At 60.5% G+C, this 22,503-nt stretch carries 28 protein-coding genes; 9 read left to right on the top strand and 19 right to left on the bottom strand.

What is annotated here, in order from left to right:
• Positions 1 to 205 (top strand): multicopper oxidase domain-containing protein (locus tag Q8M85_RS01040; protein WP_305539180.1); only part of this gene is annotated, 205 nt, incomplete at its 5' end.
• Between the two features lie 58 nt (positions 206 to 263).
• Complete coding sequence (locus Q8M85_RS01035) at positions 264 to 788, top strand: TlpA disulfide reductase family protein (protein WP_305539178.1); 525 nt, start codon at positions 264 to 266, stop codon at positions 786 to 788.
• A gap of 398 nt (positions 789 to 1,186) precedes the next feature.
• Here Q8M85_RS01035 and Q8M85_RS01030 read toward each other — a convergent pair whose 3' ends face one another.
• Genes Q8M85_RS01030 through Q8M85_RS01020 form a run of 3 tightly spaced genes read right to left on the bottom strand, consistent with a single transcriptional unit; the run spans position 1,187 to position 3,176 of the window.
• On the bottom strand, positions 1,187 to 2,029 hold the full coding sequence (locus tag Q8M85_RS01030; protein WP_305539176.1) for a hypothetical protein: 843 nt from the start codon (positions 2,027 to 2,029) through the stop codon (positions 1,187 to 1,189).
• Positions 2,030 to 2,044: 15 nt separating this feature from the next.
• Complete coding sequence (locus Q8M85_RS01025) at positions 2,045 to 2,770, bottom strand: HupE/UreJ family protein (protein ID WP_305539174.1); 726 nt, start codon at positions 2,768 to 2,770, stop codon at positions 2,045 to 2,047.
• Positions 2,771 to 2,825: 55 nt separating this feature from the next.
• Positions 2,826 to 3,176: a hypothetical protein gene (locus tag Q8M85_RS01020; RefSeq protein WP_305539172.1), complete on the bottom strand. Its 351-nt coding sequence runs from the start codon at positions 3,174 to 3,176 to the stop codon at positions 2,826 to 2,828.
• A gap of 73 nt (positions 3,177 to 3,249) precedes the next feature.
• On the opposite strand from Q8M85_RS01020, the gene Q8M85_RS01015 reads away from it, so the two are divergent.
• Together Q8M85_RS01015 and Q8M85_RS01010 are read left to right on the top strand one after the other, a co-directional pair.
• Entirely contained in the window at positions 3,250 to 3,507 is a 258-nt protein-coding gene (locus tag Q8M85_RS01015) for a metal-sensing transcriptional repressor (protein ID WP_305539170.1), read from the top strand.
• Position 3,508: 1 nt separating this feature from the next.
• Complete coding sequence (locus tag Q8M85_RS01010; protein ID WP_305539168.1) at positions 3,509 to 4,816, top strand: MFS transporter; 1,308 nt, start codon at positions 3,509 to 3,511, stop codon at positions 4,814 to 4,816.
• Between the two features lie 167 nt (positions 4,817 to 4,983).
• On the opposite strand, the gene Q8M85_RS01005 is transcribed toward Q8M85_RS01010, so the two are convergent.
• The gene (locus Q8M85_RS01005) at positions 4,984 to 5,493 is read right to left on the bottom strand and encodes a murein L,D-transpeptidase family protein (protein ID WP_305539194.1); all 510 of its coding nucleotides are present in this window, start codon (positions 5,491 to 5,493) and stop codon (positions 4,984 to 4,986) included.
• Positions 5,494 to 5,886: 393 nt separating this feature from the next.
• Here Q8M85_RS01005 and Q8M85_RS01000 point away from each other — a divergent pair, with 393 nt between their 5' ends.
• The gene (locus Q8M85_RS01000; protein ID WP_371135163.1) at positions 5,887 to 6,615 is read left to right on the top strand and encodes a DsbA family protein; all 729 of its coding nucleotides are present in this window, start codon (positions 5,887 to 5,889) and stop codon (positions 6,613 to 6,615) included.
• Positions 6,616 to 6,717: 102 nt separating this feature from the next.
• Here Q8M85_RS01000 and Q8M85_RS00995 read toward each other — a convergent pair whose 3' ends face one another.
• The 8 genes from Q8M85_RS00995 to lnt form a co-directional block, all read right to left on the bottom strand.
• Positions 6,718 to 7,281 (bottom strand): L,D-transpeptidase, encoded by a 564-nt coding sequence (locus Q8M85_RS00995; RefSeq protein WP_305539166.1) that lies wholly within the window; start codon positions 7,279 to 7,281, stop codon positions 6,718 to 6,720.
• A gap of 459 nt (positions 7,282 to 7,740) precedes the next feature.
• Positions 7,741 to 8,217, bottom strand: coding sequence for a DUF411 domain-containing protein (locus Q8M85_RS00990; RefSeq protein ID WP_305539164.1), 477 nt, complete (start codon positions 8,215 to 8,217; stop codon positions 7,741 to 7,743).
• The gene (locus Q8M85_RS00985; protein WP_305539161.1) at positions 8,214 to 9,377 is read right to left on the bottom strand and encodes a M23 family metallopeptidase; all 1,164 of its coding nucleotides are present in this window, start codon (positions 9,375 to 9,377) and stop codon (positions 8,214 to 8,216) included. Before Q8M85_RS00985 ends, Q8M85_RS00990 begins: the two co-directional genes overlap by 4 nt.
• 16 nt (positions 9,378 to 9,393) lie before the next feature.
• Entirely contained in the window at positions 9,394 to 9,936 is a 543-nt protein-coding gene (locus tag Q8M85_RS00980) for an SCO family protein (protein WP_371135162.1), read from the bottom strand.
• 38 nt (positions 9,937 to 9,974) lie between these two features.
• The gene (locus Q8M85_RS00975; protein WP_305539157.1) at positions 9,975 to 10,448 is read right to left on the bottom strand and encodes a copper chaperone PCu(A)C; all 474 of its coding nucleotides are present in this window, start codon (positions 10,446 to 10,448) and stop codon (positions 9,975 to 9,977) included.
• Between the two features lie 3 nt (positions 10,449 to 10,451).
• Complete coding sequence (locus Q8M85_RS00970; RefSeq protein WP_305539155.1) at positions 10,452 to 11,045, bottom strand: SCO family protein; 594 nt, start codon at positions 11,043 to 11,045, stop codon at positions 10,452 to 10,454.
• 104 nt (positions 11,046 to 11,149) lie between these two features.
• Positions 11,150 to 11,323, bottom strand: a complete 174-nt coding sequence (locus Q8M85_RS00965; protein ID WP_305539153.1) for a hypothetical protein — start codon at positions 11,321 to 11,323, stop codon at positions 11,150 to 11,152.
• Positions 11,320 to 12,891 carry an apolipoprotein N-acyltransferase gene (gene lnt, locus Q8M85_RS00960; RefSeq protein ID WP_305539152.1) on the bottom strand — a complete coding sequence of 524 codons (1,572 nt, stop codon included), beginning with the start codon at positions 12,889 to 12,891 and terminating at the stop codon, positions 11,320 to 11,322. Before lnt ends, Q8M85_RS00965 begins: the two co-directional genes overlap by 4 nt.
• A gap of 338 nt (positions 12,892 to 13,229) precedes the next feature.
• Here lnt and Q8M85_RS00955 point away from each other — a divergent pair, with 338 nt between their 5' ends.
• The 3 genes from Q8M85_RS00955 to Q8M85_RS00940 all read left to right on the top strand — a co-directional run bounded on the left by Q8M85_RS00955 (position 13,230) and on the right by Q8M85_RS00940 (position 16,484).
• A complete protein-coding gene (locus Q8M85_RS00955; protein ID WP_371135161.1) occupies positions 13,230 to 13,823 on the top strand; it encodes a L,D-transpeptidase in 594 nt (197 codons plus the stop codon).
• Positions 13,824 to 14,091: 268 nt separating this feature from the next.
• The gene (locus Q8M85_RS00950) at positions 14,092 to 14,745 is read left to right on the top strand and encodes a L,D-transpeptidase (RefSeq protein WP_305539188.1); all 654 of its coding nucleotides are present in this window, start codon (positions 14,092 to 14,094) and stop codon (positions 14,743 to 14,745) included.
• 1,004 nt (positions 14,746 to 15,749) lie between these two features.
• Positions 15,750 to 16,484, top strand: coding sequence for a cytochrome c biogenesis CcdA family protein (locus tag Q8M85_RS00940; RefSeq protein ID WP_305539186.1), 735 nt, complete (start codon positions 15,750 to 15,752; stop codon positions 16,482 to 16,484).
• Positions 16,485 to 16,487: 3 nt separating this feature from the next.
• On the opposite strand, the gene Q8M85_RS00935 is transcribed toward Q8M85_RS00940, so the two are convergent.
• Positions 16,488 to 17,813, bottom strand: a complete 1,326-nt coding sequence (locus Q8M85_RS00935) for an Nramp family divalent metal transporter (RefSeq protein WP_108437558.1) — start codon at positions 17,811 to 17,813, stop codon at positions 16,488 to 16,490.
• A gap of 118 nt (positions 17,814 to 17,931) precedes the next feature.
• Between Q8M85_RS00935 and mntR the strand changes: the two genes are divergently transcribed.
• Positions 17,932 to 18,384, top strand: coding sequence for a manganese-binding transcriptional regulator MntR (gene mntR, locus Q8M85_RS00930; RefSeq protein ID WP_305539184.1), 453 nt, complete (start codon positions 17,932 to 17,934; stop codon positions 18,382 to 18,384).
• Between the two features lie 6 nt (positions 18,385 to 18,390).
• Here the strand turns inward: mntR and Q8M85_RS00925 are convergent, their stop codons facing one another.
• From Q8M85_RS00925 to Q8M85_RS00900, 6 genes are all read right to left on the bottom strand, one after another.
• Entirely contained in the window at positions 18,391 to 19,050 is a 660-nt protein-coding gene (locus Q8M85_RS00925) for a thioredoxin domain-containing protein (RefSeq protein WP_305539149.1), read from the bottom strand.
• A complete protein-coding gene (locus Q8M85_RS00920) occupies positions 19,047 to 19,484 on the bottom strand; it encodes a disulfide bond formation protein B (protein ID WP_371135160.1) in 438 nt (145 codons plus the stop codon). The genes Q8M85_RS00925 and Q8M85_RS00920 overlap by 4 nt, the downstream gene beginning before the upstream one ends.
• Entirely contained in the window at positions 19,471 to 19,944 is a 474-nt protein-coding gene (gene lspA, locus Q8M85_RS00915; RefSeq protein ID WP_305539147.1) for a signal peptidase II, read from the bottom strand. The genes Q8M85_RS00920 and lspA overlap by 14 nt, the downstream gene beginning before the upstream one ends.
• A gap of 8 nt (positions 19,945 to 19,952) precedes the next feature.
• Positions 19,953 to 20,576: an isoprenylcysteine carboxylmethyltransferase family protein gene (locus tag Q8M85_RS00910; RefSeq protein WP_305539145.1), complete on the bottom strand. Its 624-nt coding sequence runs from the start codon at positions 20,574 to 20,576 to the stop codon at positions 19,953 to 19,955.
• Between the two features lie 126 nt (positions 20,577 to 20,702).
• A complete protein-coding gene (locus tag Q8M85_RS00905) occupies positions 20,703 to 21,599 on the bottom strand; it encodes a cation diffusion facilitator family transporter (protein WP_305539143.1) in 897 nt (298 codons plus the stop codon).
• Positions 21,600 to 21,603: 4 nt separating this feature from the next.
• Positions 21,604 to 22,503: HAD-IC family P-type ATPase (locus Q8M85_RS00900; protein ID WP_305539141.1), on the bottom strand; the 900-nt coding region annotated here is incomplete at its 5' end.

Here is a 22,503-nt window from a genome sequence, read left to right as displayed (position 1 = left end):
GCACTTGCACGGTCACGCGTTTCAGGTGGTCAGCACAGGCGGTGCGCGTTTTGCAGGTGCGGTACGCGACACCGTGCATGTGCCGCCGATGGGCATGGTGACGGTTGCGTTGGACGCAGGTGAAGCCGCGCGCTGGATGCTCCATTGTCACCACATGCCCCACCTTTCGACGGGCATGATGACGGAGTTTGCGGTTTCCGCGTGAAACTCGCAGGACCTGCGGCCGCGCCGCAGGTCCGGACCTATCTCTCAGGGGACATGCCATGTCTGACTGCATCGGACGTCGAGCTATTCTTGGTGGACTTGCAACGCCGTTCATTTCGATGCCAGCGTTGGCGCGCCCGCCGTTCCGCCTAGGAACGGACCCGCAGCCACTTCTCTCGCCGCCGATCCTCGACGAGGCGGGAACCACGCGCAATCTGGACGACTTCATCGGGCGGGTCGTACTTCTCAGCATCTGGGCGACATGGTGCCCACCTTGCCGCGAGGAGATGCCGGCGCTTGACCAGTTGGAAGAAGCCTTGGGCGGCGATCGTTTCATGGTTCTGCCTTTGAACATCGACGAAGGCGGGATCACCCGTGGACGCGAATTCTACAAAGAAGTCGGCATTCGGCATCTGCCGCTCTTCTGGGCGGAGCCGTTAAGAGTTCAACTCGCCTTCGCCTTCATTGGACTGCCGACAACGCTGCTGGTCGACAACCGAGGGAACGAAATTGGTCGCCTTCAGGGGCCGTTCGACTGGAATGGTCGGGGAGCCGTCGATCAGCTCCAGGATGTCATTAGATAAAGAAAAGCCACTGCAACAAATCGATACAAAATGAACCTGTCCAGAATGTCTTTACGCCTTGGCATGTCTGCCTTGGCTTCTGTCGCAGCACTTGCAGCCTTCGCCCATGAGCCGCGTCCTGGTCTCAATGGCAGTTGGAAAGTCGATGCAGGTGTGTGGCACGCGGAACTGGTCGCCAACGATCCGCCCAATGCCGTTGTGTTTCTTTATGACGGTGCGGACCAGCCGGTTTCGGCAGAAGGATGGAGCGGCAACGCAATCCTTCTCGTTGCCGGTGCCGCGCAGCGTTTTGAACTTTTCCCTGATGCAAACGGACAACTTGCAGGAGTGGCTGCCGCATGTGTCCCTAAGGATGTAAAACGCGCGCTCCAACTTGTTGCACCCTTCGGCAGTGGAGTTCAGGGTGCGCGCATCTCGGCATATTGGCCTGCTGTCCGCAAAGTCAGCGTGACCGGCGCATCGGTCCTGTTGCGCCAGAACCAGCCGTGGTTGCCGGTGAAGGCTGCCACCAGTTCGCCTGCCTGTTCCGGAACGGCGCGGCCTTGTTCGTAGCTGATGCTCTGTCCGCCGCCGTCGGCATGGGTGTCGTAGTTGACGACACCGCCGTTCGTGGTCCAGGCGAAGCGGGCGACTTGGCCTTCCTCCATCACAAGCTTCACCTCGATCCCCTCGCCGGGGGCAAGAGTGTAGCTGACTTCGTCGCGCCACTCCGGGGCCGCAGGGGCGGCTTCGGTAGCCTCAGCTACCGCCGCTTCAATGGGGTCGGGGGTCACGACGACGGGGCTTTCGGCGACCGGCGCGGGCTCAGGTGCAGGTTCGGGCGCAGGAGCCGGCTCCGCTGTGCCGACGGGGGCACCGATCACTGTGGCAAGGGCGGCAAGCTGGGCATCGATCCTGTCAAGGCGTTGCAGGACCTCCTCCGGCACCAAGGCGGCAGTCGGGATTGCGGGGGCCACGGCCGAAGCGACGGCCGCCTGTGCATCGGCCTCTGCCTCGGCGGAGAGCTGTTGCTTGATCTCGCCCATCTCGGTCAGGCCGGTCAGCGCACCGACGCCGGTCGGGTCGATGCCATACTCGGCGGGCAGCCAGAAAAGCACGAGGATCGCCCCGGACGCCCCTGCCGCGATCAGGGTGGACCGGATCAGGCCGCCGGGGGTGGCGGGCACCGACTGGACGTTTGTTGCCAGGGTCCGGGGTTCCGCCCGCGGGGGGGCCTTCGGGGTATCAAAACGGTTGGTCATGGGTCAGCCCTCCTTTCAGGCGACAAAATAGCCGGTGATCTGCAAGCCCATCAGGGCAAAGCCAGCCACCATCATCAGGACATTCGCGGCATAAGCCTGCCGGGCAAATGCAGGCCGGGCCCGCCAGTGCGTCATCGCGGTCAGGATCAGGGCCAGCGCCATCAACTGGCCAAGCTCGACACCAACGTTGAACGCGATGAGGTTGCCCAGAAGGCCATCGGGCGAGATTTCATAGCTCTGGATTTTGGTCGCCAGACCAAAGCCATGCAGCAGGCCAAAGATCAGCGTCGCGGCCTTGGTATCCGGCTGCACCCCAAACCACAGCCGGAACGCGCCGAGGTTGTCGAGCGCCTTGTAAACCACCGAAAACGCGATGATCGCGTCGATGATGTAGGCGTTGATCGAGATGGACCACCAGACACCCGCGATCATCGTGACCGAATGGCCGATGGCAAAGATGCTGACATAGGTGGCGATGTCCTTCGACCGGTAAAGGAAGAACACCACCCCCGCGAGGAACAGGAGGTGATCGTAACCCGTCACCATATGCTTGGCGCCGAGGTAGATGAAGGCGATGGGGCGAAAGCCCGTCACCTCTTGCACATAGCCTGCGTCGCCTTCGGTGACGTTATGGGCAAGGGCCGCGCCTGCCAGAAGCAGGGAGGCAAGAAGGGTACAGAGCGCAGCAAGGGCTGGCCACGGCACAGGGGGACGCAGAAGCGCCTGGGAATTGGGTGTCATATCGTAGATCCTGATTGATGAATCGGTCTGACCGCCCGCTGACGCAGGCGGCGGCTCAGATGATCATCAGGCGCGGCGGCCGTCGCGGGCCCTCCCGGATCGTGCCATCTGCGACCATGCCTTCCGGTCGAAGGGTGCGCGTCGGTGGGGCATGGAACGCGGCCCCAGGTGACGCGAGAACAGCCGCGCTGACATGGTCATGGTCGCCAGAATCGTGGTGGCCGCTTGGCATGTCATGGGAATGGCCGTGCTCGGTATGATAGGCGCGGTGATCGGCCTCGGCCACCATTGCGCCGGGGCCATGCTTTACGGCCTCGATGGCGGGCGCTGCGGCAAGGGATAGCGCCATCACAATGGCCGCACACAACGACCAAAGCCTGCCCCATCCTGCCAAGCGCCTTTTCATTGCCTTATCCTTCGGGGATGCACTCCCCTGTTCCTTGCTTGCCTCATCCCCCTAGGGGGGATAGGCTCGATATATGTCAGAACCTCATGTCCATGCAAGTCACACCGCCATCGCCACCCGGCTGAAGCGCGCCGAGGGGCATCTGCGCCGCGTCATCGGCATGATCGAGGAGGGGCGGCCTTGCGTCGAACTTGCCACGCAGCTTCACGCCGTTGAACGCGCGGTGGCCGAAGCAAAGCGGGCGCTGATCCACGACCACATTGACCACTGCGTCACGGCCGGGGGCGATCACGATCTGGCCGAGATCAAAGCACTGACCAAGCTGCTGTAAGATGCTGAACACGCTGCGCAACCGCACTTTCCGACACCTGTTCGCAGCACAGCTTGTGGCGCTGGTCGGCACGGGGCTTGCCACTGTGGCGCTTGGCCTTCTGGCCTGGCAACTCGCTGGGGCGGATGCCGGGCTAGTGCTCGGCACGGCGCTGGCAATCAAGATGATTGCGTATGTCACTCTGGCCCCTGTCGCCGCCGCATTGGCCGAACGGCTGCCGCGCCGGGCGTTTCTGGTGGCTCTGGACCTGGCCCGTGCAGGCGTCGTGCTGTTCCTGCCGTTTGTTACCGAGGTCTGGCAGGTCTACGTCCTGATCTTTGTGCTGCAAGCGGCTTCGGCCGGGTTCACCCCGGCGTTTCAGGCCACCATCCCCGACGTGCTGCCAGACGAGCGCGTTTACACCAACGCTCTGTCCCTGATGCGACTGACCGAGGATCTGGAGCAGTTGCTTTCGCCAATTCTGGCCGCTGCCCTGCTGACGGTGGTCAGCTTTCCAGTGCTGTTCGGGGGCACAGTCGCGGGATTTGTGCTGTCCGCGCTGCTGGTAGTCACGGTTGCCTTGCCGATGCGCGCACCTGCAGAGGCAGGGCAGTTCTGGGCCAGCACGACCAAGGGCATCCGCATCTATCTGGCCACGCCGCGCCTGCGGGGGCTGATGGTCATGGAACTGGCGGTCGCGGCGGCAGGCGCAATGATCTACGTGAACACGGTTGTTCTGGTGCAGGCCCGGTTTGGTCTGGGCGGATCGCAGGTGGCGCTGGCCTTTGCCGCCTTTGGCACGGGGTCGATGGTGGCGGCCTTCCTGCTGCCGCGTCTGCTGGACCGTCTGGCGGACCGCCCGGTGATGCTGGGTGGGGCCGGGCTGATGGTGGCGGGCGTGGCGGTGACACCGCTGATGCCGGGGCTGGTCGCACTGATGGCGTTGTGGGCGGTGATCGGCTTTGGGTTTTCCCTGACGCAAACCCCCATCGGGCGCATCCTGAACCGTTCCGCCCGCCCAGAAGACAGACCCGCCGTCTTTGCCGCGCAGTTCGCGCTGTCGCATGCCTGCTGGCTGGTCACCTACCCCCTTGCAGGCTGGATCGGGGCCAATGCGGGGCTTTCCGCTGCGGCGATCACGCTGGCGGTGATAGGCGCAGCGGGCCTTGCAGCCGTGCTGCGCCTATGGCCCGCGAGCGACCAGACCATTCTGCCCCATGATCATTCTGAGTTGCCAATGGATCACCCACATTTGGCCGAACACGGGCAGCAACACGCACACTCGATAGTCATCGACGACCTCCACCGCCGCTGGCCAAAGGCTGTTTGACAGAGGAATTTGCGCTATCGGGCTGTCGGAGAGGTTGCGCTCCCCGATCAGCCTTTAGAACTCAAACAACAGTAGATGCTGCACGCTGTGTCTCCGTATTGGCGAATCTACCGCACGCAATCAGCCCAAGAAAGCCGAGTTATCGCCTGAAAAGCTCCAACAATTTTCTAAGGGAAAATCTCGATAGGCGTGCCATCTCGAACCATCGAGTATATCTCTTCGATTTTCCGGTCGCTTACGGCGATACAGCCCGCAGTCCAGTCTTGGACATTGAGAGGCTCTATTCCGCGTCGGGGGCCGCCGTGAATGAAGATATCGCCTCCGGGAGGGCGCCCCTGTTCGGCTGCAAAGGAAGCGTCTGCATCATTTGGATAGGAAATGCCTATGGACAAGTGATAGAGACTATCTGGGTTCCGCCTGTCGATGACGTAGCTACCCTCGGGCGTCTTTCCATCACCTTCAAACTGCTTGTGCCCTTTCGGTGCAAATCCAAGGCCGATCGGATATGCCTTCAATGGACCCGTTTCGCCATCGAGAAAAAGCAGCCGCTGGGACTTGTAAATCCGCAATCGCGTGACCGGTGGCCCGTCGTAAGTTCGAAATTTTCCTGCGCAAGCGGATAGCAGAACTGCGACAGTGCCCAGCAAGAAAACGCGTCGTGTCCCGATAGATACCATGTGTGCTAGTGTCCAGTTCGCAGTGATCGCATCCGAGCGCTCGAGGCCGTCCTGTTCGACAAGGCCAAAGCGTCGTCTGGCATCTATCTCGATCAGAAATACCCTATGATCGAGGTCACCGAGACACAACTGGCAACACGATGGACCACAGAGTCATTTGTGATTAGTCCAGCAGATGCGCCCCGCTCCTCGATGTTGAAGCGGTTTTTGCCGGCGCGGTGTCCAATCCGAGGTGTGCATACCATGCATCGCGATCAAATGGGGTCCGCAGCGGACTAAGAAGGCGCGACGTGCCCGGTTTTCTTGCCTGGCAGAACAAATATCCCTTGCATCTCTAGTAGCTGGAGGTTGCATCGTGCCAGTCGAATACGCAGCCTTACATCAGGAATATCCATGCTTCGAGCAGTCACGTCCATTGTCCTGGTTTCCGGCTTCCTTATGGGCAGCCAAGTTGGTGCCCAAGAGCTATCCGAAGACAGGGTAAAAGAACTGGTTGCTGAGGCTCTCAGAGAAAACCCAAAGCTTGTCTTGGAAGCCTTGCAGGCCCTTGAGCAACGCCAGGCCGAAGCTGAAGCCAAAGCAGCCCTAAGCGCGCTATCAGCAGAACGCAGCACCCTGGAGCAGGATTCAAACGCGCCGGTTTTAGGGAACCCCGATGGCGATGTCACTGTGGTCGAGTTTTTCGACTACAACTGCCCGTACTGCAAGCAAGCTGCGCCGGAGATTGATGCCCTTTTGGAAGCGGACAAGAGCGTTCGTCTTGTGCTTCGTGAGTGGCCAATCCTTAGCGAAGGGTCAGCTTTTGCCGCCCGAGCCGCCTTGGCATCACGAGTGCAGGGAAAATATGCCGAGTTTCATGAAGCGCTCATGACCATGCGCGGCAGGCTTGAAGCCGAAACAATCCTTCGCATCGCTGGGGAAACTGGCTTGGATGTCGAAAAGCTGCAGATTGACATGAAGTCCCCTGAGGTCGAGGAACACATTGCAACATCGATGAGGCTGGCCGAGGCGCTCGGCTTCAACGGAACACCGGCTTTTGTAATTGGCGATCAGCTCATTCCCGGTTTCGTTGAGCGAGATCAATTGACTGAAGCCGTCGCGGCTGCGCGGTCTAGGGAGTGAACGGGCGGCGGTAAAGTGAGGCCGCCCCACTTAGTTCTAGCAATCTGATAAGCAGCAGACCAGAAGCGCGTGCACCTCTACAGATGCCCGGCGCATACGAAATCACAGAACAAGAACCGGAGTTCCCTTCGGGACCTGTTCGTAAAGTTGAATAACGTGATCATTCAGCATTCTGATACAGCCGTTTGATACCGATTTTCCGATTGACGACGGCTCGGTGGTGCCGTGGATCCGATAATAGGTGTCCACCCCATTTTGATACAGATACAGTGCCCTCGCGCCGAGGGGATTGGTCGGTCCACCGGGAACGCCATCCGCAAACTTCGCGTAGCGGTCCGGGTCTCGACGTATCATGTCATTTGTCGGACGCCATGACGGCCACTTCGCTTTACGCTCGATAATTGCGGTTCCCTTGAATTCCAGACCTGCCCGCCCGACTCCGACACCATAGCGGATCGCTCTTTCGGTCTCGAAAATATGGTAGAGGTAGAACTGGTGGGGTATGACGAGGATCATTCCCGCCGCGTACTGCTCGCGCACTCGGACTTCCTTCGGCTGGAACTGCTCAGGCAGAACGAACGTGTCTTTAGTGTGCGCGCGCAAGATGCTTGGTGTCGTCAAAAAAGCTGCTGTGGTGCAGCCGATGGCAGATCGTCTGGTGAACATATGGCCTCCGAGAACCGACTGGGAATGGTGCTGTATCCGTCAGAACCAGCTTCGCGGCGGAGGTAACCTTGGCGAATAGGTTAGGCTTGGCCTTCGTTCCGGCACCAGCACAAAGGTTGACCCATTACATTTGGGAATATGAGAGCACACCACAGCAGATGGTTCGGTGATCCAGTGGCAAACACCATGACTGCTTGTCTCTGCGCACCCAGCACTAATGCAGCCAAGCTCTAAGTCGCCAATACTCCAGACTTCATCTCCCGACTTGCATTCGAACGCAGCGCTAGGAAAACTAACGCAAACCGTGAACAGCCAAAAGAGGAGCAACATCATTCGCATGCGACGATCATATGCCCCCGATGCCAAATCTCCGGTTAGTCAAAAGAACGTGAATGCAAGCCATTTGCTTTATAGACAACAAAAGGCACACAGGCTGCGCCGACCCGGTCATCGTTCATGTCACGCTGCTGGATAGCTAGTAAAAACTTCCAGGCTGCCATCCCGGCCAACCAGCAGGACGTCATAGGCGTCCCGACTGTCTTCTGATCCCATGCCGGGGGAGCCGTAAGGCATGCCGGGCACGGCAAGACCAACTGCATCAGGACGCTCGTCGAGCAGCCTTCGGATGTCCGCAGCCGGGACATGGCCTTCGAGAGCATAGCCGTCAACGGTCCCCGTGTGGCAGGAAAATGCCTTTGCTGGAATGCCCTGGTCCATCTTGAAGCGGATCAGCAACGTTCCCATCGACACCTCATCCGTAACCGTGAAGCCTTGCTCCCGCAGATAGTCGACCCATGCTTCACAGCACTCGCAGCCACGCCCCTTGACGACATGGATTGGCGGTTCTTCCTCTGCCTGAGCTTTGGCGGCAGGGGTTACGGCAAAGGCTGTTGCTGCAAGGATGACCTCGCGGCGGCCGATACGAAATTCCGTCATCCACGTTCTCCGTCTGTCAATGGGATGAAGCCAGTTTCGCTGCGCCAAGTGGCGAGCGCATTGAGATCATCTGCCGAAGCGATCTCCTGTTCCGGCAAGGCGTCCTGGTCCTTAGGGTCGACCGGTCTGCCGTCGACACGGACTTCGTAGTGAAGGTTGGGGCCGCTCACGAGACCTGTCGCCCCGACCGCGCCAATCTCGTCTCCAGCCTTGACACGCGTCCCCTCGCGAACGCCTTCGGCAATTTTGGAAAGATGTGCATAGCGCGTGACGACCCCACCGCCGTGATCGATGTCGATCGTGGTGCCATAGCCACGGATCGTGCCCGCAAAGATCACCCGCCCGGCACCGGTCGCCGAGACTTCGGTCCCCACGGGTGCCGCGTAATCGATGCCGGTATGCATGCGAACCCCACCCAACACGGGATGGTTCCGTCGCCCAAAGACGGACGACAGACGTGCACCAAGGATGGGTGCCGCTGAACGCTGCACGGCTTCGCCATCTTCAAAGACGATGACCGGGCCGGCGGCTTCGGTCGCAACGAGTTCGAGGACGCGATCGCGAAGTTCCAGCCGAGCGTAACTCAGGCGCGGCTCTCCCGCGATGCTGCCATCGGGAAGCTGATCTTCTTGCCAGACCAGCGCGAAGGTCTCTCCACCTTTGAGGTCGCGCCTGAAATCGACCTGGCCTGCAAGAAGTGCCGTGAGGTCAACCGCAAAGCGTTCCGGTGCATTTCGCGCCATCAAGGCGTCGTAAAGGGTTCCATCGAGGGTCAAGGTCTCCCGCCGGTCCGTCTCACGAATCGGTGGGTCAAGCCGTCGGGCCGCGATCAGCCCGTCGAAGGTGAGAGCGATCTCCACACCATCTTCCACGAAGAGCGACAGGCGTGTCAGCGATCCTGGATCCCCGGACGCCGCAGTCCATTCGATCCGGTGACCAGGTCGCAGGTCGGTCAGGTCATAGACTCCCGAAAGTGCCAGTGCGGCTTCTGCCCGGATCGTCGCGGGGATTCCTGCGTGACCAAGGACGCTGTCCAAAGTGTCACCGGGGGCGATCGTGGCTTCGAATGCCGCTGGCAAATGCGCCGTCGGAGGATCCGCCACTGCCTGGAGCGGGGCGAATGACGCGAGAGCAAGGATCAAAAATGCGGAGCGGATCATCTGGCAGAATGACCTTTCAACTGAGGGTTCGGCGGATTTTGGGAACGGCGAAGCGCCGGTCCTCGTGAAAGTCGATGATGCTGACGAAGCGCCCATCGGGGTGGAACAGAAACACACCGGCGGTATGGTCCATCGTGTAGTCACCGGCATCCTTGGCGACGCGGCGATAGGTTGCGCGAAAATCTGCGGCGGCCTGCGCGACCTCATCAGCAGATCCCGTCAGCCCCAGGATACGTTGATCAAAGTTGCTGACGTAGTCGGCAAGGACGTCTGGCGTGTCCCGTTCCGGATCGACCGAAATCAACGCGACAATCATGCGATCGGCGTCAGCGCCTAGTTCTTCGAGCCAGAGAGATATGTCGCTTAGCGTGGTTGGACAGACATCCGGGCACCAGGTGAAGCCAAAGAACACCATGACCGGGCGACCGGCCCAGTCTGCGGGTCGGACGGATCGGCCAAGGTGATCGGTCAATGTCCAGGTCATCTCGCCGATTGGCACGGGCAGGAGGTCGCTGCGGGTTGGCTGCTTGCGCGTGCGATAGGCCCCGACGCCCAGCATGAAGGCGACGGCTCCGACTGCCCCTCCAGCACTGAGGATTATTGCACTGCGTCGGCGCAATCCGGACCCTCCGCACGCAAGGACAGGACGTCGACGTTCACGGTAACCTCACCGGCCTTTTCGAAGGACAGGGTAACCGGGAAGCTGGCGCCCTCCTTGAGGGCGGTGGTCAGTCCCATCAGCATGCCATGGTATCCCCCAGGCGAAAGCTGCACGTTCTGGTCGGCCGGTACCGGGATCGACATCGCATGCGGCATTGATGCGATGCCATCCTTGACGACGGTCTCGTGCAACATCGGCATGCCGGCTGCGGGAGTCGCGATGCCAATCAGGGCATCGTCCACAGATCCAGCGTTGGTGATCTCCACATAGAAAACGCCGGGACGCCCCGCGCCGATCGTTGCCTTCGACCATGCGTGTTCAATGGTCAGATCACCGATGGTCACGGTCTCGCATGCCATGACGGCAGGCGCGGACAGGATCAGAGCTGCGGCAAGAAGGAAGTGTTTCATGGGTCAGAATCTCGCTTGAAGGTCAGAAAGGATGTCGGCCGCAGGTGTGCCGTAGGTGAATTGACGTAGCCACGCGCCATCCGGACCGATCAGGTAGAGGCCAGGACTGTGCGCCATTGTGTACCCATCCGGCGACGAGGTGTCGGCCTCCCGCTCGTAGAAAATCTTGAAGCTTGCGGCCGCAGACTGTGTTTCCGCCTCGCTTCCGGCCAGACCGAGGATCGCTGGATGAAAGGCCTTGGTGTAGTCGGCCAGCCCCAGACGCATGTCGCGTTCGGGATCGATCGAAATGAAAATAGGCTGCACCGATCCTGCGTCAGATCCAAGATCATCCATGACCTGCGCGACTTCGGCGAGCGTCGTCGGACAGACATCCGGGCAGCTTGTGAAGCCGAAGAACACCAACAGGAACTTTCCTCGGAATTCGGCAGCCGTGCGAATGCTGCCTTGGCTGTCCGCAAGCGCGAAGGCAGGATTGAAGGCTGAAGCTGCTGCCGCGCTGTCGTCCGTTGCGGGCCACCACCGCATCGCCGAGAACGCGACGACCGCCGCAGTCGCTGAAATCCAAAGGATGATCTGAAGAGAACGAAGACGCATGAACAGCCCAGACAATGAGAACAGAGTGCCGTCTAGAACCTCGAGCAACTAGAGGTTCAACCGACAAAGCGGTGAGGACTTTAGGACCGGCAAGGTTTCGCCGATCACGCCGTCCCAAGAAACCTGGCGAGGGCGATGCCGAGAAGGGTGCCAAACAGCCCAAAGGCGATGGCGAAGCCTACGCCGTACTGCAGGCGGTCGAGAGTCTTTCCGCCGCGCCGCCGTGCAACGAGGTAACCCCAGACGAACCCGATGATTGCGAAGAGCGGCCCGATCATTTCGATGCACCTTTCAGGTTTGCCTGTTGCCGCCGGGCCCAGTAGCCACTGATCATCCATGAAGTGAGGATGAGAATGAGAAGCGCCCAGTCTCCGATGCGGGCGTAGATGGTTGCAGGCAATGGACGGGGCAAGCGGATGTCGATCACGCCTGAAGTGTCGATATCGAGCATTGCCAGTGTTGCCCCATAAGCATCAACCACCGCCGAAATTCCGGTGTTGGCGGCCCGCACGAGTGGAAGGCCCTCTTCAACGGCCCGCATCTGGGCCGATGCCAAGTGCTGCCATGGTCCGATCGAGGCACCGAACCAGGCGTCGTTTGTCGCGTTAAAGATCCAGTCCGGTCTGATTGCATTATCGACGACATGTCCGGGAAAAATGATCTCGTAGCAGATTGCGATCCCCGCATAAGGGTGTGGACCGAACGCCAATGTCCGGGGCCCTGGCCCCGGCGTGAAGTCTCCGAGGGATTGAACCAGACGCTGGAGGGGCAAAAGGTTGCGCCACGGAATGTACTCACCGAACGGAACGAGATGATGTTTGGCATAGCGCGTCAGAATGGTACCGTCGGGAGAGATAGCAAGCACGGCATTGCGGTAGACTGTTCCGGCCCCGGTTTCCTCCCTTTCCGGGCTGCCTGTCAGCAAGACGCCGGTTTCGGGCAAGAGCCAGCCCAACATCGCCCTTGCGCCCGCATCCTCTGCCAGGAACCCTGGCCAAGCGGTTTCTGGCCAGAGCAGGATGTCGAAGTCGCCGGGCTGGGCCGAAAGTGCGATGAGTTTCAGGATGTTTGCGTTTCGTGCGGCATCATCCCACTTGGCACTTTGAGCGATGTTCGGCTGAACAACACGGACCTGCGCGCCACGTTCTAACGGCACATCGGCGAGCAGCAAACGCACTGCACCAAATCCGGCCGTCGACAAGGCGATTGCGCCCGCAGTGACGAGGCGGCCGAGGCGCTTCCCGTTGTCGGCCGAGACAAAGGCCAGTCCGGCAAGTGCGGCGCAGAGCACCAGAAGGAATCCCAGCCCGTAGCTTCCGACGACAGAGGAGGCCTGCGCGGCGACCGGCCAGTCGGACAGTGTGTAGGCAGCCAGGTTCCAGGGAAACCCGGTGAGAACATGCCCCCGCAACCACTCCGTGGCGGTCCAGCTTGTTGCCATTGCGAGCGCCAACGGCAATCCGGCGCGTTCCATCCGTGCCGCCAGAGCGCAGGCTAGGGCAGGAAAGACCGACAAAAGCGCGGAAAGACCAAACACTGCCGGCAAAGCCAGCCAGCCGAACCGGTCCGCCTCGACCTGAAAACTTTCGGTGATCCAGAACAGCCCGGGCACGAATTGACCAAGGCCGAAGAAGTATCCCAGCACGAACGCGAAGAAAACGGATGCGCCACGCACCAACACTGCCAGCAGAGCAAACGCGATCAACGCAAGCGGCAGCATCGAGTATGGCTGCAGAGCCAAGACAAAGAGGGCACCCGCAGCGACGGCGGCCCCCAAACTGGCCCAGCTTTGGATACGCTCCCTGCAGGAAAACTGGTGTGCGTCTGGAAGGAACAATCGGGCCACCGCCTCTAACTCAGGGGTGACGGCTAACTGCTCTAGTAGCTTGAGGTGCAATGCATCTATTGGGAGATCACAGCATTGTCAGGTTGGTGGGAAAGCGATCGATTTTCGACAAACGCTTGAAACTATGGAAGGATTGTCTCGCTCAATACAAGCCTACCAAGTGTCGGCTGGACATCTGCGTCGCTTGCAGGCCGCCTCACAACCTGGCGTGCGGTTGAGGGGAGAAAGAATGGTATGGCTCCTCGCCACGAGTGCCGATTGCTAACGGCTGTTTGATTTGTCTCTTCCACGAGCGAACGATATGTCCACTTTTGCAACCGCGCAGGAGGGAGTGTTCCATGGCCAACGACTTGATGAAGCGGCGGGCCTTGCTGGGCAGCGCAATCGGGATGGCCAGTTTTGCAGCCCTGCCAGCTTGGGCGCAGGAAGGCAGCACGGAGTTTCAAGCTCCCGTCTCCAGCAGCGTCCGGAACAACGTGTCCAGCTTCCGGATGCCTCTGTGGCAGGACTATTTTGAGAATACTCGTGGTGGTGCAATTCTGGCGGACACCAAGTCACGCGCACTGCATTATTGGTCAGAGGATCAGTTAATCTACCGCCTTTATCCCTCGTCCGTCCCTCTGTCCGAGGAACTGACCCGGCTCGGGAGGACCGAGATTGTCCGCAAGGCGGTGAACCCGCCGTGGCGTCCGACGGCATCCATGCTCGAGCGCAACCCAGACTGGCCGAAGATGGTGGAGGGTGGAGCGAAGGACAACCCACTGGGTGTCCGGGGACTGTATCTCTCCTGGCCGGCCTACTTGATCCACGGCACGCACGACACGCGAAAGATCGGACGCAGATCATCGAATGGCTGCATCGGGTTGTATAATGAGCATGTCATCGAACTTTACGACATGGCGCAAGTCGGCACTCAAGTCCTGCTGATCTGACAAGAAGATCGTATCGGTCGGATTGCACAGCAAGCGTCTGTGTCGCGTCCGGCCGCCCAAGGTCTGCTCTGCTTGCATGACAGCGGATCTCTTCAGTCGCTGAACGTTAAGATGCGGCGATGCAACCGCAACGGAAAAGCACCTCAGTTTTTTGTAACTTCGCCGATGTAACGAGGTCTTGACTGGACTTCAGATCCAGAAATCGATCGGCCTAGGTCTAAACCCTTTTGAAGCGTTGGGAAGAAACTATCCTATGAAAGGCGAGACGATGCTTAATCGACGGGGATTTTTGGCCGGAACTGTCGCGCTGGTTTCGTCTCCAGCCCTGGCAGGCTCGCATAATCAAGACCAATGGGCCGCTTGGGATGCCGAGGTTACACCGATGGGGTATGATCCTGCTACAACCAACCCTTGGGGAGTTCATCCGCGGCTGTTGCCGACTCGCGTCAAAGCGCGCGCGGGGCTGGTTCCTGGTGACATCCATGTAGATGCGATCGCCCGGTATTTGTACCATATTCAGCCGGGCGGGTCGGCCATGCGCTACGGTGTCGCCATCGGCCGTGACGGACTTTACGAACCGGGAACCTACTCGATCAGGCGCAAAGCGAAGTGGCCCGGCTGGACGCCGACCCCAGCGATGATCGCAAGAGAGCCAGAGATTTACGCACAATTCGCCAATGGAATGGCACCAGGTCCAGACAATGCTCTGGGATCGCGCGCGCTCTACCTTTATCTGGGCGACCGGGATACGTATCTGCGCATTCATGGAACCCCGCTTCCACGGTCGATTGGCAGCCGCGCAAGTTCAGGCTGCGTACGTATGGTCATGCCGCACATAAACGATCTGTACGATCAGGTGCAAACTGGCGTGACAGCGCACCTTTACCCAGCTGAAGAGGGCAACAGGGTGACGACAGCGTGACAGACATCCCTGGTCACAAGCACCAACGAAAGTGCGTTGATCTGGATATGCACACGTAGCAGCGTTTAGTTGCATCGCATGCAATGGGCTTAGCCCGCTGCGCTGGATTTGATTGCAGCTTGGGTACATATCGGGCGACCCGCCACAGTTCGCAGCGGCAGCATTGTCGTCTCGACCGGACCAATGTGCCGGTACCAGTAACAGCCGTCTTCTGGCATCAAGACCACTTCCTGAAGGTTCTGGTAGGGCGCAGCAAGCGCTGCGACCCCTTCTGGTAGCTCCTTGAAAAAACCGGATTCTTTGTCGACTGACCGACTGGCCGGAACGGAACAGGCGGTAAGAAACATACAACAGCCAATCAGAGCAAGAATGTGATTAGATCTCCGTAACATAAAGGTCCTCCTGGTCGGGACACCCAACATCTCAGATCGCGCTTGAAACCCATGTTTCGACGATGGAATGCTGAAGCTCGCGTGTCTGTGTTTTTCCTTCGATCAAAGCGATCACTAGACCCTAACGACGCGTGTACAACTTCTAGCTGCTCGAGATTCAACTGCTGTCAGCGCGCTATCGGCGCGGTTCACTCAATTTTGTAGCAAGATACAATCGGAAAGTACCTCACACGGAAGCAGGAGACGGGGAGGCAGATTGCATCTGTGCTCACCCTGCCGCTCTTGCCGGGCGGCATCAAGATTTGCCGCAAACCATAGCCTTACGTTTCATCGGCCTGACGGTTTCTGCACGTTCCCGTGAACGCTTCGGGGCTGAGCAAATGGGCAGGTGTTGCAGCAGGCACAGAATTTTCCATTTCTTCAGTTATCTTTCGACGAACCATGTTTGCCAGGATGATGTTTTGCGAGTAGAGCCCCTTTGGTTCCCAAGCTACGAAGAAGAGAACTCGCTTGCAGCTCAAGTTGCTTGAGGTGTTAGCGAACTCTCGAGCTGATGTCGTCGAATGGCGGGCGATGGCACATATTTCAATCTGTCGAAAAAAAGCAGGGCCCATGTTTGAAATTTCTGGCGTCGGGGTCCTCGCGGCCTTTTTGGGAGGGGCTCTGTCATTCCTGTCCCCGTGCGTACTGCCGCTCGCTCCTGGCTATGTTTCCTACATAGCAGGGCAACCGGGGCCAAGTTCGCGCGAAAAGGCACAGATGAGAACTCGCCTGCATAGCCTGCTCTTGAGCCTGTACTTCGTCATGGGCTTTTCGACCGTTTTTATCTCATTGGGTGCAGGTGCAAGTCTTCTCGGTGGCTTGCTTTTGCAATGGAAGTACGAGCTCGGTATTGTCGGCGGTGCGCTAATCATAGTGTTTGGATTGGTCATGACCGGGCTTATACGGCCGGGCATCCTGCTCCGTGACACGCGTTTCACCTTTGATGCAAAAGGCGGAAATCCTCTCGGGGCCTATCTACTTGGGCTTGCTTTTGCCTTCGGCTGGACCCCTTGCATTGGGCCGGTTCTGGGGTCGATTTTGACGGTGAGTGCTGCCTCGGGCACAGATGGCGTAGCCCTTTTGACTGTGTATTCTGCCGGTCTTGGTGTTCCGTTCCTGTTCCTAGCCGCTTTCACCAATGAACTGACTGAACGAATAAGGCGTCTTGGTCGTGCAAGTCTCTGGCTTCATCGGGTAGCGGGCCTTGTCATGATCGCTATGGGCTTCGCCGTAATGACCGGGCAGATTACGGATATTGCATTCTGGCTGCTGGAAACCTTTCCTGTTTTGGGAACGATCGGCTGAGTGTCAGCCCAAGAGCACTGTCGAAAGCAGGTTCACGTTCAGCACGATGATTACGGCTGCAATCAGCCAGCAGAGGCCGGTCAGCCAGCGGGGGGCGACCAGTTCCCCCATCTTGGCGCGGCTGGCGGTGAACATCACCAACGGCACTATGGCGAAGGGAAGCTGGAACGACAGCACGACCTGACTCAGGATCAAAAGCTCCCCCACACCACCGCTGCCGTAGAGCAGGATCACGAAGATCGCCGGGATGATGGCAAGGCCACGTGTGATCAGGCGCCGCGCCCAAGGGGCGATGCGCAGATTGATGAAACCTTCCATCACGATCTGTCCGGCCATGGTGGCGGTGACAGTGGAGTTCAGACCAGCGCACAAAAGCGCCACGCCGAACAGGACCGGCGCGAGCGACGAGCCGAGCAGGGGCTCCAGCAACAGATGCGCCTTGTCGATCTCGGCCACATCGTTTTGACCCACGGTGTAGAAGGCTGCGGCAGCAAGGATCAGGATCGAGGCATTTATCGTCAACGCGAACATCAGGGCGATGGTGCTGTCCCATGTCGCCAGCCGCAGCGCCTCGCGCTTCGAGGGCAGGTCAAGGCCAAAGGCGCGGGTCTGCACGATGCCGGAATGCAAATAGAGGTTATGCGGCATGACCGTCGCCCCGATAATGCCAAGCGCCAGGTAAAGCATCGTCGGGTTGTTGAAAATCTCGCGGCTTGGGGCAAAGCCTGCGATGACCTCGCCCCAGACCGGATCGGCCTGCGCGATCAGCACGACGAAACAGGCGGCGATTAGCGCCATGAGGGAAATGATCAGCGCCTCGATCCAGCGAAAGCCCTTGTTTTGCAACCATAGGATCAGGAACACGTCCGCAGCGGTGATGAAGATTCCAATCTCCAGCGGAATGCCGAAGAGCAGATTCAGGCCGATGGCGGTGCCGATCACCTCGGCCAGGTCGGTTGCGATGATCGCCAGTTCGGCAAAGATCCAGAGTGGGACCGACATCCATTTCGGGAAGGCATCGCGGCAGGCCTGCGCCAGATCGCGGCCCGAGGCGACCGCAAGCCGGGCGCACAGTGACTGAAGCAGGATCGCCATGATGTTCGATAGCAGTGCGACGAAGAGCAGTGTGTAGCCAAAGGCCGCCCCACCGGCGAGCGAGGTCGCCCAGTTGCCAGGGTCCATGTAGCCCACGGCCACCAGATAGCCGGGACCAATGAAGGCGAGGAACCGGCGGAACCGGCTGGTGCCACCGTTGCCGACCGCGATGGTGCGGAAGACTTCGGATAGGGAGGGAGTCTCGCTTTCCTGCCGCCAGGCATTGGTCGTCATGGCTCTTGGCACTCCCGGCTTGATCACGCCCGACAAGACGCGGCGCATAAAGTTAGACAAGGCTAACAATCTGCGCCGCTCCTTTACTTGTCAACCCATCCTATGCGACACTGAACGGATGACAGAGTTCGATCCTGAAACCTATGCCACGTCGGATGACCGGCCCGCGGACCTGCGCGCCGGGGCGTTTCAGGGTGTCCGCGAAGCCCGGCGCAATGAACTGGCCGAGGACTATGTCGAGCTGATCGCCGAACTGATTCACGATCAGGGCGAGGCGCGCCCGGTGGACATCGCCGCCCGGCTTGGTGTGAAGGTGCCGACCGTGAGCAAGACCCTCGATCGTCTCGCGCGAGAGGGGCTGATCACCCGCGCGAAGTATCGGTCGGTCTTTCTGACAGAGGCGGGCCGCGCACTGGCCAAAGAATGCCGGCGGCGGCACGAGATCGTCCTGCGCTTTCTCATAAGCCTCGGCCTTGACCCCGAGACAGCGGAACGCGATGCCGAAGGCATCGAGCACCATGTCAGCGAACGGACACTTGCTCTGTTTTCTTCCTTCGCCAACCGGTCCTGAGCGCTGTCAGGAATTCTCGACCGCGAACCGCACATCGGCGATCAGGCTGTCGGCACTGAAGTTCTCCAACCGCTTGCCATTCAAAAAGAAGGTCGGTGTCTGGCGGATGCCCAGGGCTTCGACATCGGCCGCGTCCTGGTTCAGGATGCCGGTGATCCCCGGAAAGAACTGGTCGGTCTCCGCCTTCTCCAGATTGAGACCTGCAGACCCAGCGATTTCCCAGGCGACATCCATCTCGGGCGAGCCATGAACGGCCCAACCAGGCTGCTGTTCCAGAAGCGCGTCAAGGACAGGTTCGAACTTGTCCTGCATCCGGGCGGCCTCGAGTATCCGCACCGCCTCGTCCGAGCCTTCATGGAAGACGGTGTAGCGCAGCACGACGCGGACCTGCGTTGGAAACTGCCGCCGGATTTCCTGCACCACAGGGTGGTAAGCGCGACATGCCTCGCAGGAGGGATCGAAGAACTCGACAAGTGTGACCTCCGCGTCGGCGGGGCCAAAGCTCGGGGAGTACTCCCGGACCAAAAGCGCCTGATCCTCGGTTGGCGTTGCCGCGGCGGCCGCCTCTGCCTCGGCGACGCGGCGCTGGTTCAGCACAAAGGCGCCACCCGCGAAGGTAGCAAGGCCAAGTGCTGAGGCCCCGATCAGAAGGGTGCGGCGGTTCATGGGCGTTGTCCTTTCGGCAAGAGGAGACAGACAAGGATCGTTGCGAAGGCGACCACGGAAAGATAGGGGATCGGCAGGCCAAGGATCAACTGCGCCTCGCCGGTACAGGAGGGGCCATTCTCGGTGCAGGGCACGATCGGCGCAGGCAAGAGGCCGGCGTAAAGGCCCGAATGCCAGGCAGCCAGAGCCAACCCGGACAAGACCAGCGGCAAGGCGTAGGCGCGCGCCATGCCATCGCCACGCAAGAGCGTTAGTCCAAGTATCGGCACCAGAGGAAACATGGCGATGCGCTGATACCAGCACAGCGTGCAAGGCATCTGGCCCAGCACCTCTCCGATGAAGAGCGCGCCAAGCGTGGCCGCCAGCGCGATCAGGAAGGCGGCGGTCAGGGCAAGGTCGTCGCGTGACAGTTCTTGCGGGTCAGCTTTGGTCAAGAACCGGCTCCTTGCGGCGGCGAAGGGGGAAAGAGGCGGCAATGATCAGGACCGCGCCCAGAGTGATCGCAATATCGGCGACGTTGAACGTAGGCCAGTGCCAATCACGCCAATATAAATCAAGAAAATCGGTCACCGCTCCCTGCCGCAGCCTGTCGATGATGTTACCTAGAGCCCCGCCCACGACCAAACCAAAACCGGTCCGTTCAAACGAGTGCTGCGCCCGAAAAGCCATGACGCTGAAAACGACAGTCAGCGCGCCGGTCAGCGCCGCCATCAGAAGCGGCTTGCCCGCCATGATCTCACCCATCATGCCAAAGCTCGCGCCAGTATTGAATCCGAGGGTGAGGTTGAAGTTCGGAAGGACTGGCACCGCAGTCCCTTGCGACAGCAGCGACAGCGCCGCGGCTTTGGTCAATTGGTCCACCAACATTGTGGCGGCGATCAGGGAAATCAGCATAGTGCGATTCATCGTGCAGCCTTGCGGTTGATGCCGATCCAGCGCGGGACCGATGCTTCATATTGCTCATAGTCCTGTCCGATGGCCGCGCGCAGGGCGACCTCTTCAGAACGGACTTGCGTGCTGGCGGACCAGAGAAACAGGATCGGGGCCAGGACCGTCAGGACAGAGGGCACCGCCAAGGCAACCCCCGCAAGCAGGGCCGCCTGCCCGACGAAGGTAGGGTTGCGGCTGAAGCGGTAAAGCCCGCCCGAGACAAGATCGCCGGTTTCTCCGTCCACCACGCCGACGCGCCAGGATGATCCCATCGACATCTGCGCGGCAAAGGCCACCATCGCACCAAGCCCCGCGACAAAGACCCCGATCAGGCCAAGGAGGACGGCGCGCCCCTCGGTCCAGAGCGGATCAACCTTGTGTAACGTTGGCACGGCGAGCCAGAGAAGCGGCCCGAAGAAGGCGATCGCAAAGGCCACGCGGAACCCCATGGCGGCCAGTCGGTCGCGTCCCGTGGCGCGCGCGAACAACCAGACCCGCCGACCGGCTGCTTGTGCGGCAAGGGCGCTGCCCCAGAAGAATAGCGCCAGATAGCCGAAGAGAAGGGCAAGCGCGGCCCAGCCGAAAGCAGAGATCATGTGCGCAGCCCTTGGGCAGACGGCTTTCGGATGTCGTGACAGCAGGGCCGCAGTAATCCTTCTGGTCCGGGTATTTGCATGGGATGTTCAGGCATGAGTGTCGAAGGTCTTCCTGCTGGATTCGGGTTAGCTTTCATGGGCAACGATCCCGGGTCCGGGCGGGTCCACCTGCACCGTTACGTGGTCGATATCATAAAGGTCGTGAAGTCGCTTCACGACAAGTTCAGGCAGGCTCAGCGGGTCGGCACCGGGCGCTGCGGTCACATGCACCGTTGCGACCGTGGAATTGTCGGTCAGCACCCAGGCGTGGAAGTGCCCCGCCTCGGCAATGCCCGGCAAGGTGGTCAGATCGGCCTCGGCGGCGCGTGCGTCCAGCCCCTGTGGCACCGCCTGCAACAGCACCCGAAGCGAATCCGACACCAGCGACCAAGCCGACCGCACCACAAGGGCTGCGACCAGCACCGACAAGAGCGGGTCAAGGATCATCCAACCAGTCAGCATGATGCCGATGGCGGCCAGAATCGCGCCGACCGAGCCCAGAAGGTCACCCACCACATGCAGGAAAGCGCCTTTGAGGTTGGTGTCGCGCTTGTCGCCACGCGACAGATACCAGGCCCCGGTCACGTTGACCAAAAGCCCGACACAGGCAACCGCCAGCATCGGTCCGGCAAGGACTTCCAGCGGCCTGCCGATCCGTCCGACCGCCTCCAAGGCGATCCAGGCGACCAGCAGCAGGAGCGAGGCCCCGTTGGCCAGCGCCGCCAGTACACGAACGCGGTGAAAGCCGTAGGTGCGCGTGGCATCCGCCGCACGGGCCGCGACCCGGTAGGCGATCAGCGCCAGAAGCAGCGCTGCCGCATCCGACACCATGTGTCCGCTGTCGGCGATCAGGGCCAGCGAGCCCGAGAACCACCCGCCCACCGCCTGCACCACCGCATAGCCGGCTGTCAGCCAGAAGACGACCCTGACCCGGCCAACATTGCCAGAGTCCAGATTGCCGCCGTGATCATGGCCCTCGGACATGCTCTCAGCCCTCGCGTTCCGGGTTGAACCGCAGCAGGCGCAGAGCGTTCAGCGTCACCAGCACCGTAGCACCAGTATCAGCGAGAATCGCAATCCAGAGGCCGGTCAGTCCGAATACCGAGGTCACAAGGAACACTGCCTTCAGGCCAAGCGCGATGGTCACGTTCTGGCGGATATTGGCCATTGCCGCGCGCGACAGGCGGATCGTGGCGGGAATGTCGGTCACCCGGTCGCGCAAGATCGCCGCATCGGCGGTTTCCAGCGCCACATCGGTGCCCGATCCCATTGCCACGCCAACGCTTGCCTGCTTCAGCGCGGGCGCGTCGTTGATGCCGTCGCCGATCATCATCACGCCGCCTTTGGTGCCGATCTCGCGGATGTAGGCGAGCTTGTCCTCGGGCATCATGTCGGCTTCGAACTTCAGCCCGAGGCTTCCGGCAATCGCGGCGGCCGTGCGCGGGTTGTCTCCGGTCAGGATCACCGCAGTCACCCCCATGGCCGTTAGCTGGCGCACCGCGTCCTTCGCGTCCGCCCGCGGCTCGTCCCGCATGGCGATCAGGCCAAGCGGGGTCTTCTCGCGGAATACGGCGACCGCGGTCTTGCCATCCTCTTCGAAGATCGTCGCCTGCCGCAAACCAAGACCGTCGAGCCCGCCATGCTCCATCGCGTAACGCGGAGAGGCGACCCATGCAGGCACGCCGCCCACGGTTGCGACAACCCCCTTGCCCATCAGCGCTTTTGCATCCTGCGACGACAGCGCGGTCACGCCTGCATCTTTGGCCTTGTTCAGGATGGCGATGGCAAGCGGGTGGCTTGACCCCATCTCGACGCCAGCGGCAACGGCCAGAAGCTCGGCTTCGGTAGTGGCCCCGAACGGCACCACGTCCGTCACCTGCGGGCGGCC

The sequence above is a fragment of the Tabrizicola sp. genome (genome assembly GCF_030694085.1).
Classification (GTDB): Bacteria; Pseudomonadota; Alphaproteobacteria; order Rhodobacterales; family Rhodobacteraceae; genus Tabrizicola.
The sequence above is the reverse complement of the archived record's forward strand: the minus strand, read 5'-3'. Positions and strand labels throughout refer to the sequence as shown.

Bases quoted from the DNA above. Each gene is read 5' to 3' on its own strand.
- Q8M85_RS01035 (WP_305539178.1), top strand. From the start codon at position 264: ATGTCTGACTGCATCGGACGTCGAGCTATTCTTGGTGGACTTGCAACG.
- Q8M85_RS01030 (WP_305539176.1), bottom strand. From the start codon at position 2,029: ATGACCAACCGTTTTGATACCCCGAAGGCCCCCCCGCGGGCGGAACCC.
- Q8M85_RS01025 (WP_305539174.1), bottom strand. From the start codon at position 2,770: ATGACACCCAATTCCCAGGCGCTTCTGCGTCCCCCTGTGCCGTGGCCA.
- Q8M85_RS01020 (WP_305539172.1), bottom strand. From the start codon at position 3,176: ATGAAAAGGCGCTTGGCAGGATGGGGCAGGCTTTGGTCGTTGTGTGCG.
- Q8M85_RS01015 (WP_305539170.1), top strand. From the start codon at position 3,250: ATGTCAGAACCTCATGTCCATGCAAGTCACACCGCCATCGCCACCCGG.
- Q8M85_RS01010 (WP_305539168.1), top strand. From the start codon at position 3,509: ATGCTGAACACGCTGCGCAACCGCACTTTCCGACACCTGTTCGCAGCA.
- Q8M85_RS01005 (WP_305539194.1), bottom strand. From the start codon at position 5,493: ATGGTATCTATCGGGACACGACGCGTTTTCTTGCTGGGCACTGTCGCA.
- Q8M85_RS01000 (WP_371135163.1), top strand. From the start codon at position 5,887: ATGCTTCGAGCAGTCACGTCCATTGTCCTGGTTTCCGGCTTCCTTATG.
- Q8M85_RS00995 (WP_305539166.1), bottom strand. From the start codon at position 7,281: ATGTTCACCAGACGATCTGCCATCGGCTGCACCACAGCAGCTTTTTTG.
- Q8M85_RS00990 (WP_305539164.1), bottom strand. From the start codon at position 8,217: ATGACGGAATTTCGTATCGGCCGCCGCGAGGTCATCCTTGCAGCAACA.
- Q8M85_RS00985 (WP_305539161.1), bottom strand. From the start codon at position 9,377: ATGATCCGCTCCGCATTTTTGATCCTTGCTCTCGCGTCATTCGCCCCG.
- Q8M85_RS00980 (WP_371135162.1), bottom strand. From the start codon at position 9,936: ATGCTGGGCGTCGGGGCCTATCGCACGCGCAAGCAGCCAACCCGCAGC.
- Q8M85_RS00975 (WP_305539157.1), bottom strand. From the start codon at position 10,448: ATGAAACACTTCCTTCTTGCCGCAGCTCTGATCCTGTCCGCGCCTGCC.
- Q8M85_RS00970 (WP_305539155.1), bottom strand. From the start codon at position 11,045: ATGCGTCTTCGTTCTCTTCAGATCATCCTTTGGATTTCAGCGACTGCG.
- Q8M85_RS00965 (WP_305539153.1), bottom strand. From the start codon at position 11,323: ATGATCGGGCCGCTCTTCGCAATCATCGGGTTCGTCTGGGGTTACCTC.
- Q8M85_RS00955 (WP_371135161.1), top strand. From the start codon at position 13,230: ATGGCCAACGACTTGATGAAGCGGCGGGCCTTGCTGGGCAGCGCAATC.
- Q8M85_RS00950 (WP_305539188.1), top strand. From the start codon at position 14,092: ATGCTTAATCGACGGGGATTTTTGGCCGGAACTGTCGCGCTGGTTTCG.
- Q8M85_RS00940 (WP_305539186.1), top strand. From the start codon at position 15,750: ATGTTTGAAATTTCTGGCGTCGGGGTCCTCGCGGCCTTTTTGGGAGGG.
- Q8M85_RS00935 (WP_108437558.1), bottom strand. From the start codon at position 17,813: ATGACGACCAATGCCTGGCGGCAGGAAAGCGAGACTCCCTCCCTATCC.
- mntR (WP_305539184.1), top strand. From the start codon at position 17,932: ATGACAGAGTTCGATCCTGAAACCTATGCCACGTCGGATGACCGGCCC.
- Q8M85_RS00925 (WP_305539149.1), bottom strand. From the start codon at position 19,050: ATGAACCGCCGCACCCTTCTGATCGGGGCCTCAGCACTTGGCCTTGCT.
- lspA (WP_305539147.1), bottom strand. From the start codon at position 19,944: ATGCTGATTTCCCTGATCGCCGCCACAATGTTGGTGGACCAATTGACC.
- Q8M85_RS00910 (WP_305539145.1), bottom strand. From the start codon at position 20,576: ATGATCTCTGCTTTCGGCTGGGCCGCGCTTGCCCTTCTCTTCGGCTAT.
- Q8M85_RS00905 (WP_305539143.1), bottom strand. From the start codon at position 21,599: ATGTCCGAGGGCCATGATCACGGCGGCAATCTGGACTCTGGCAATGTT.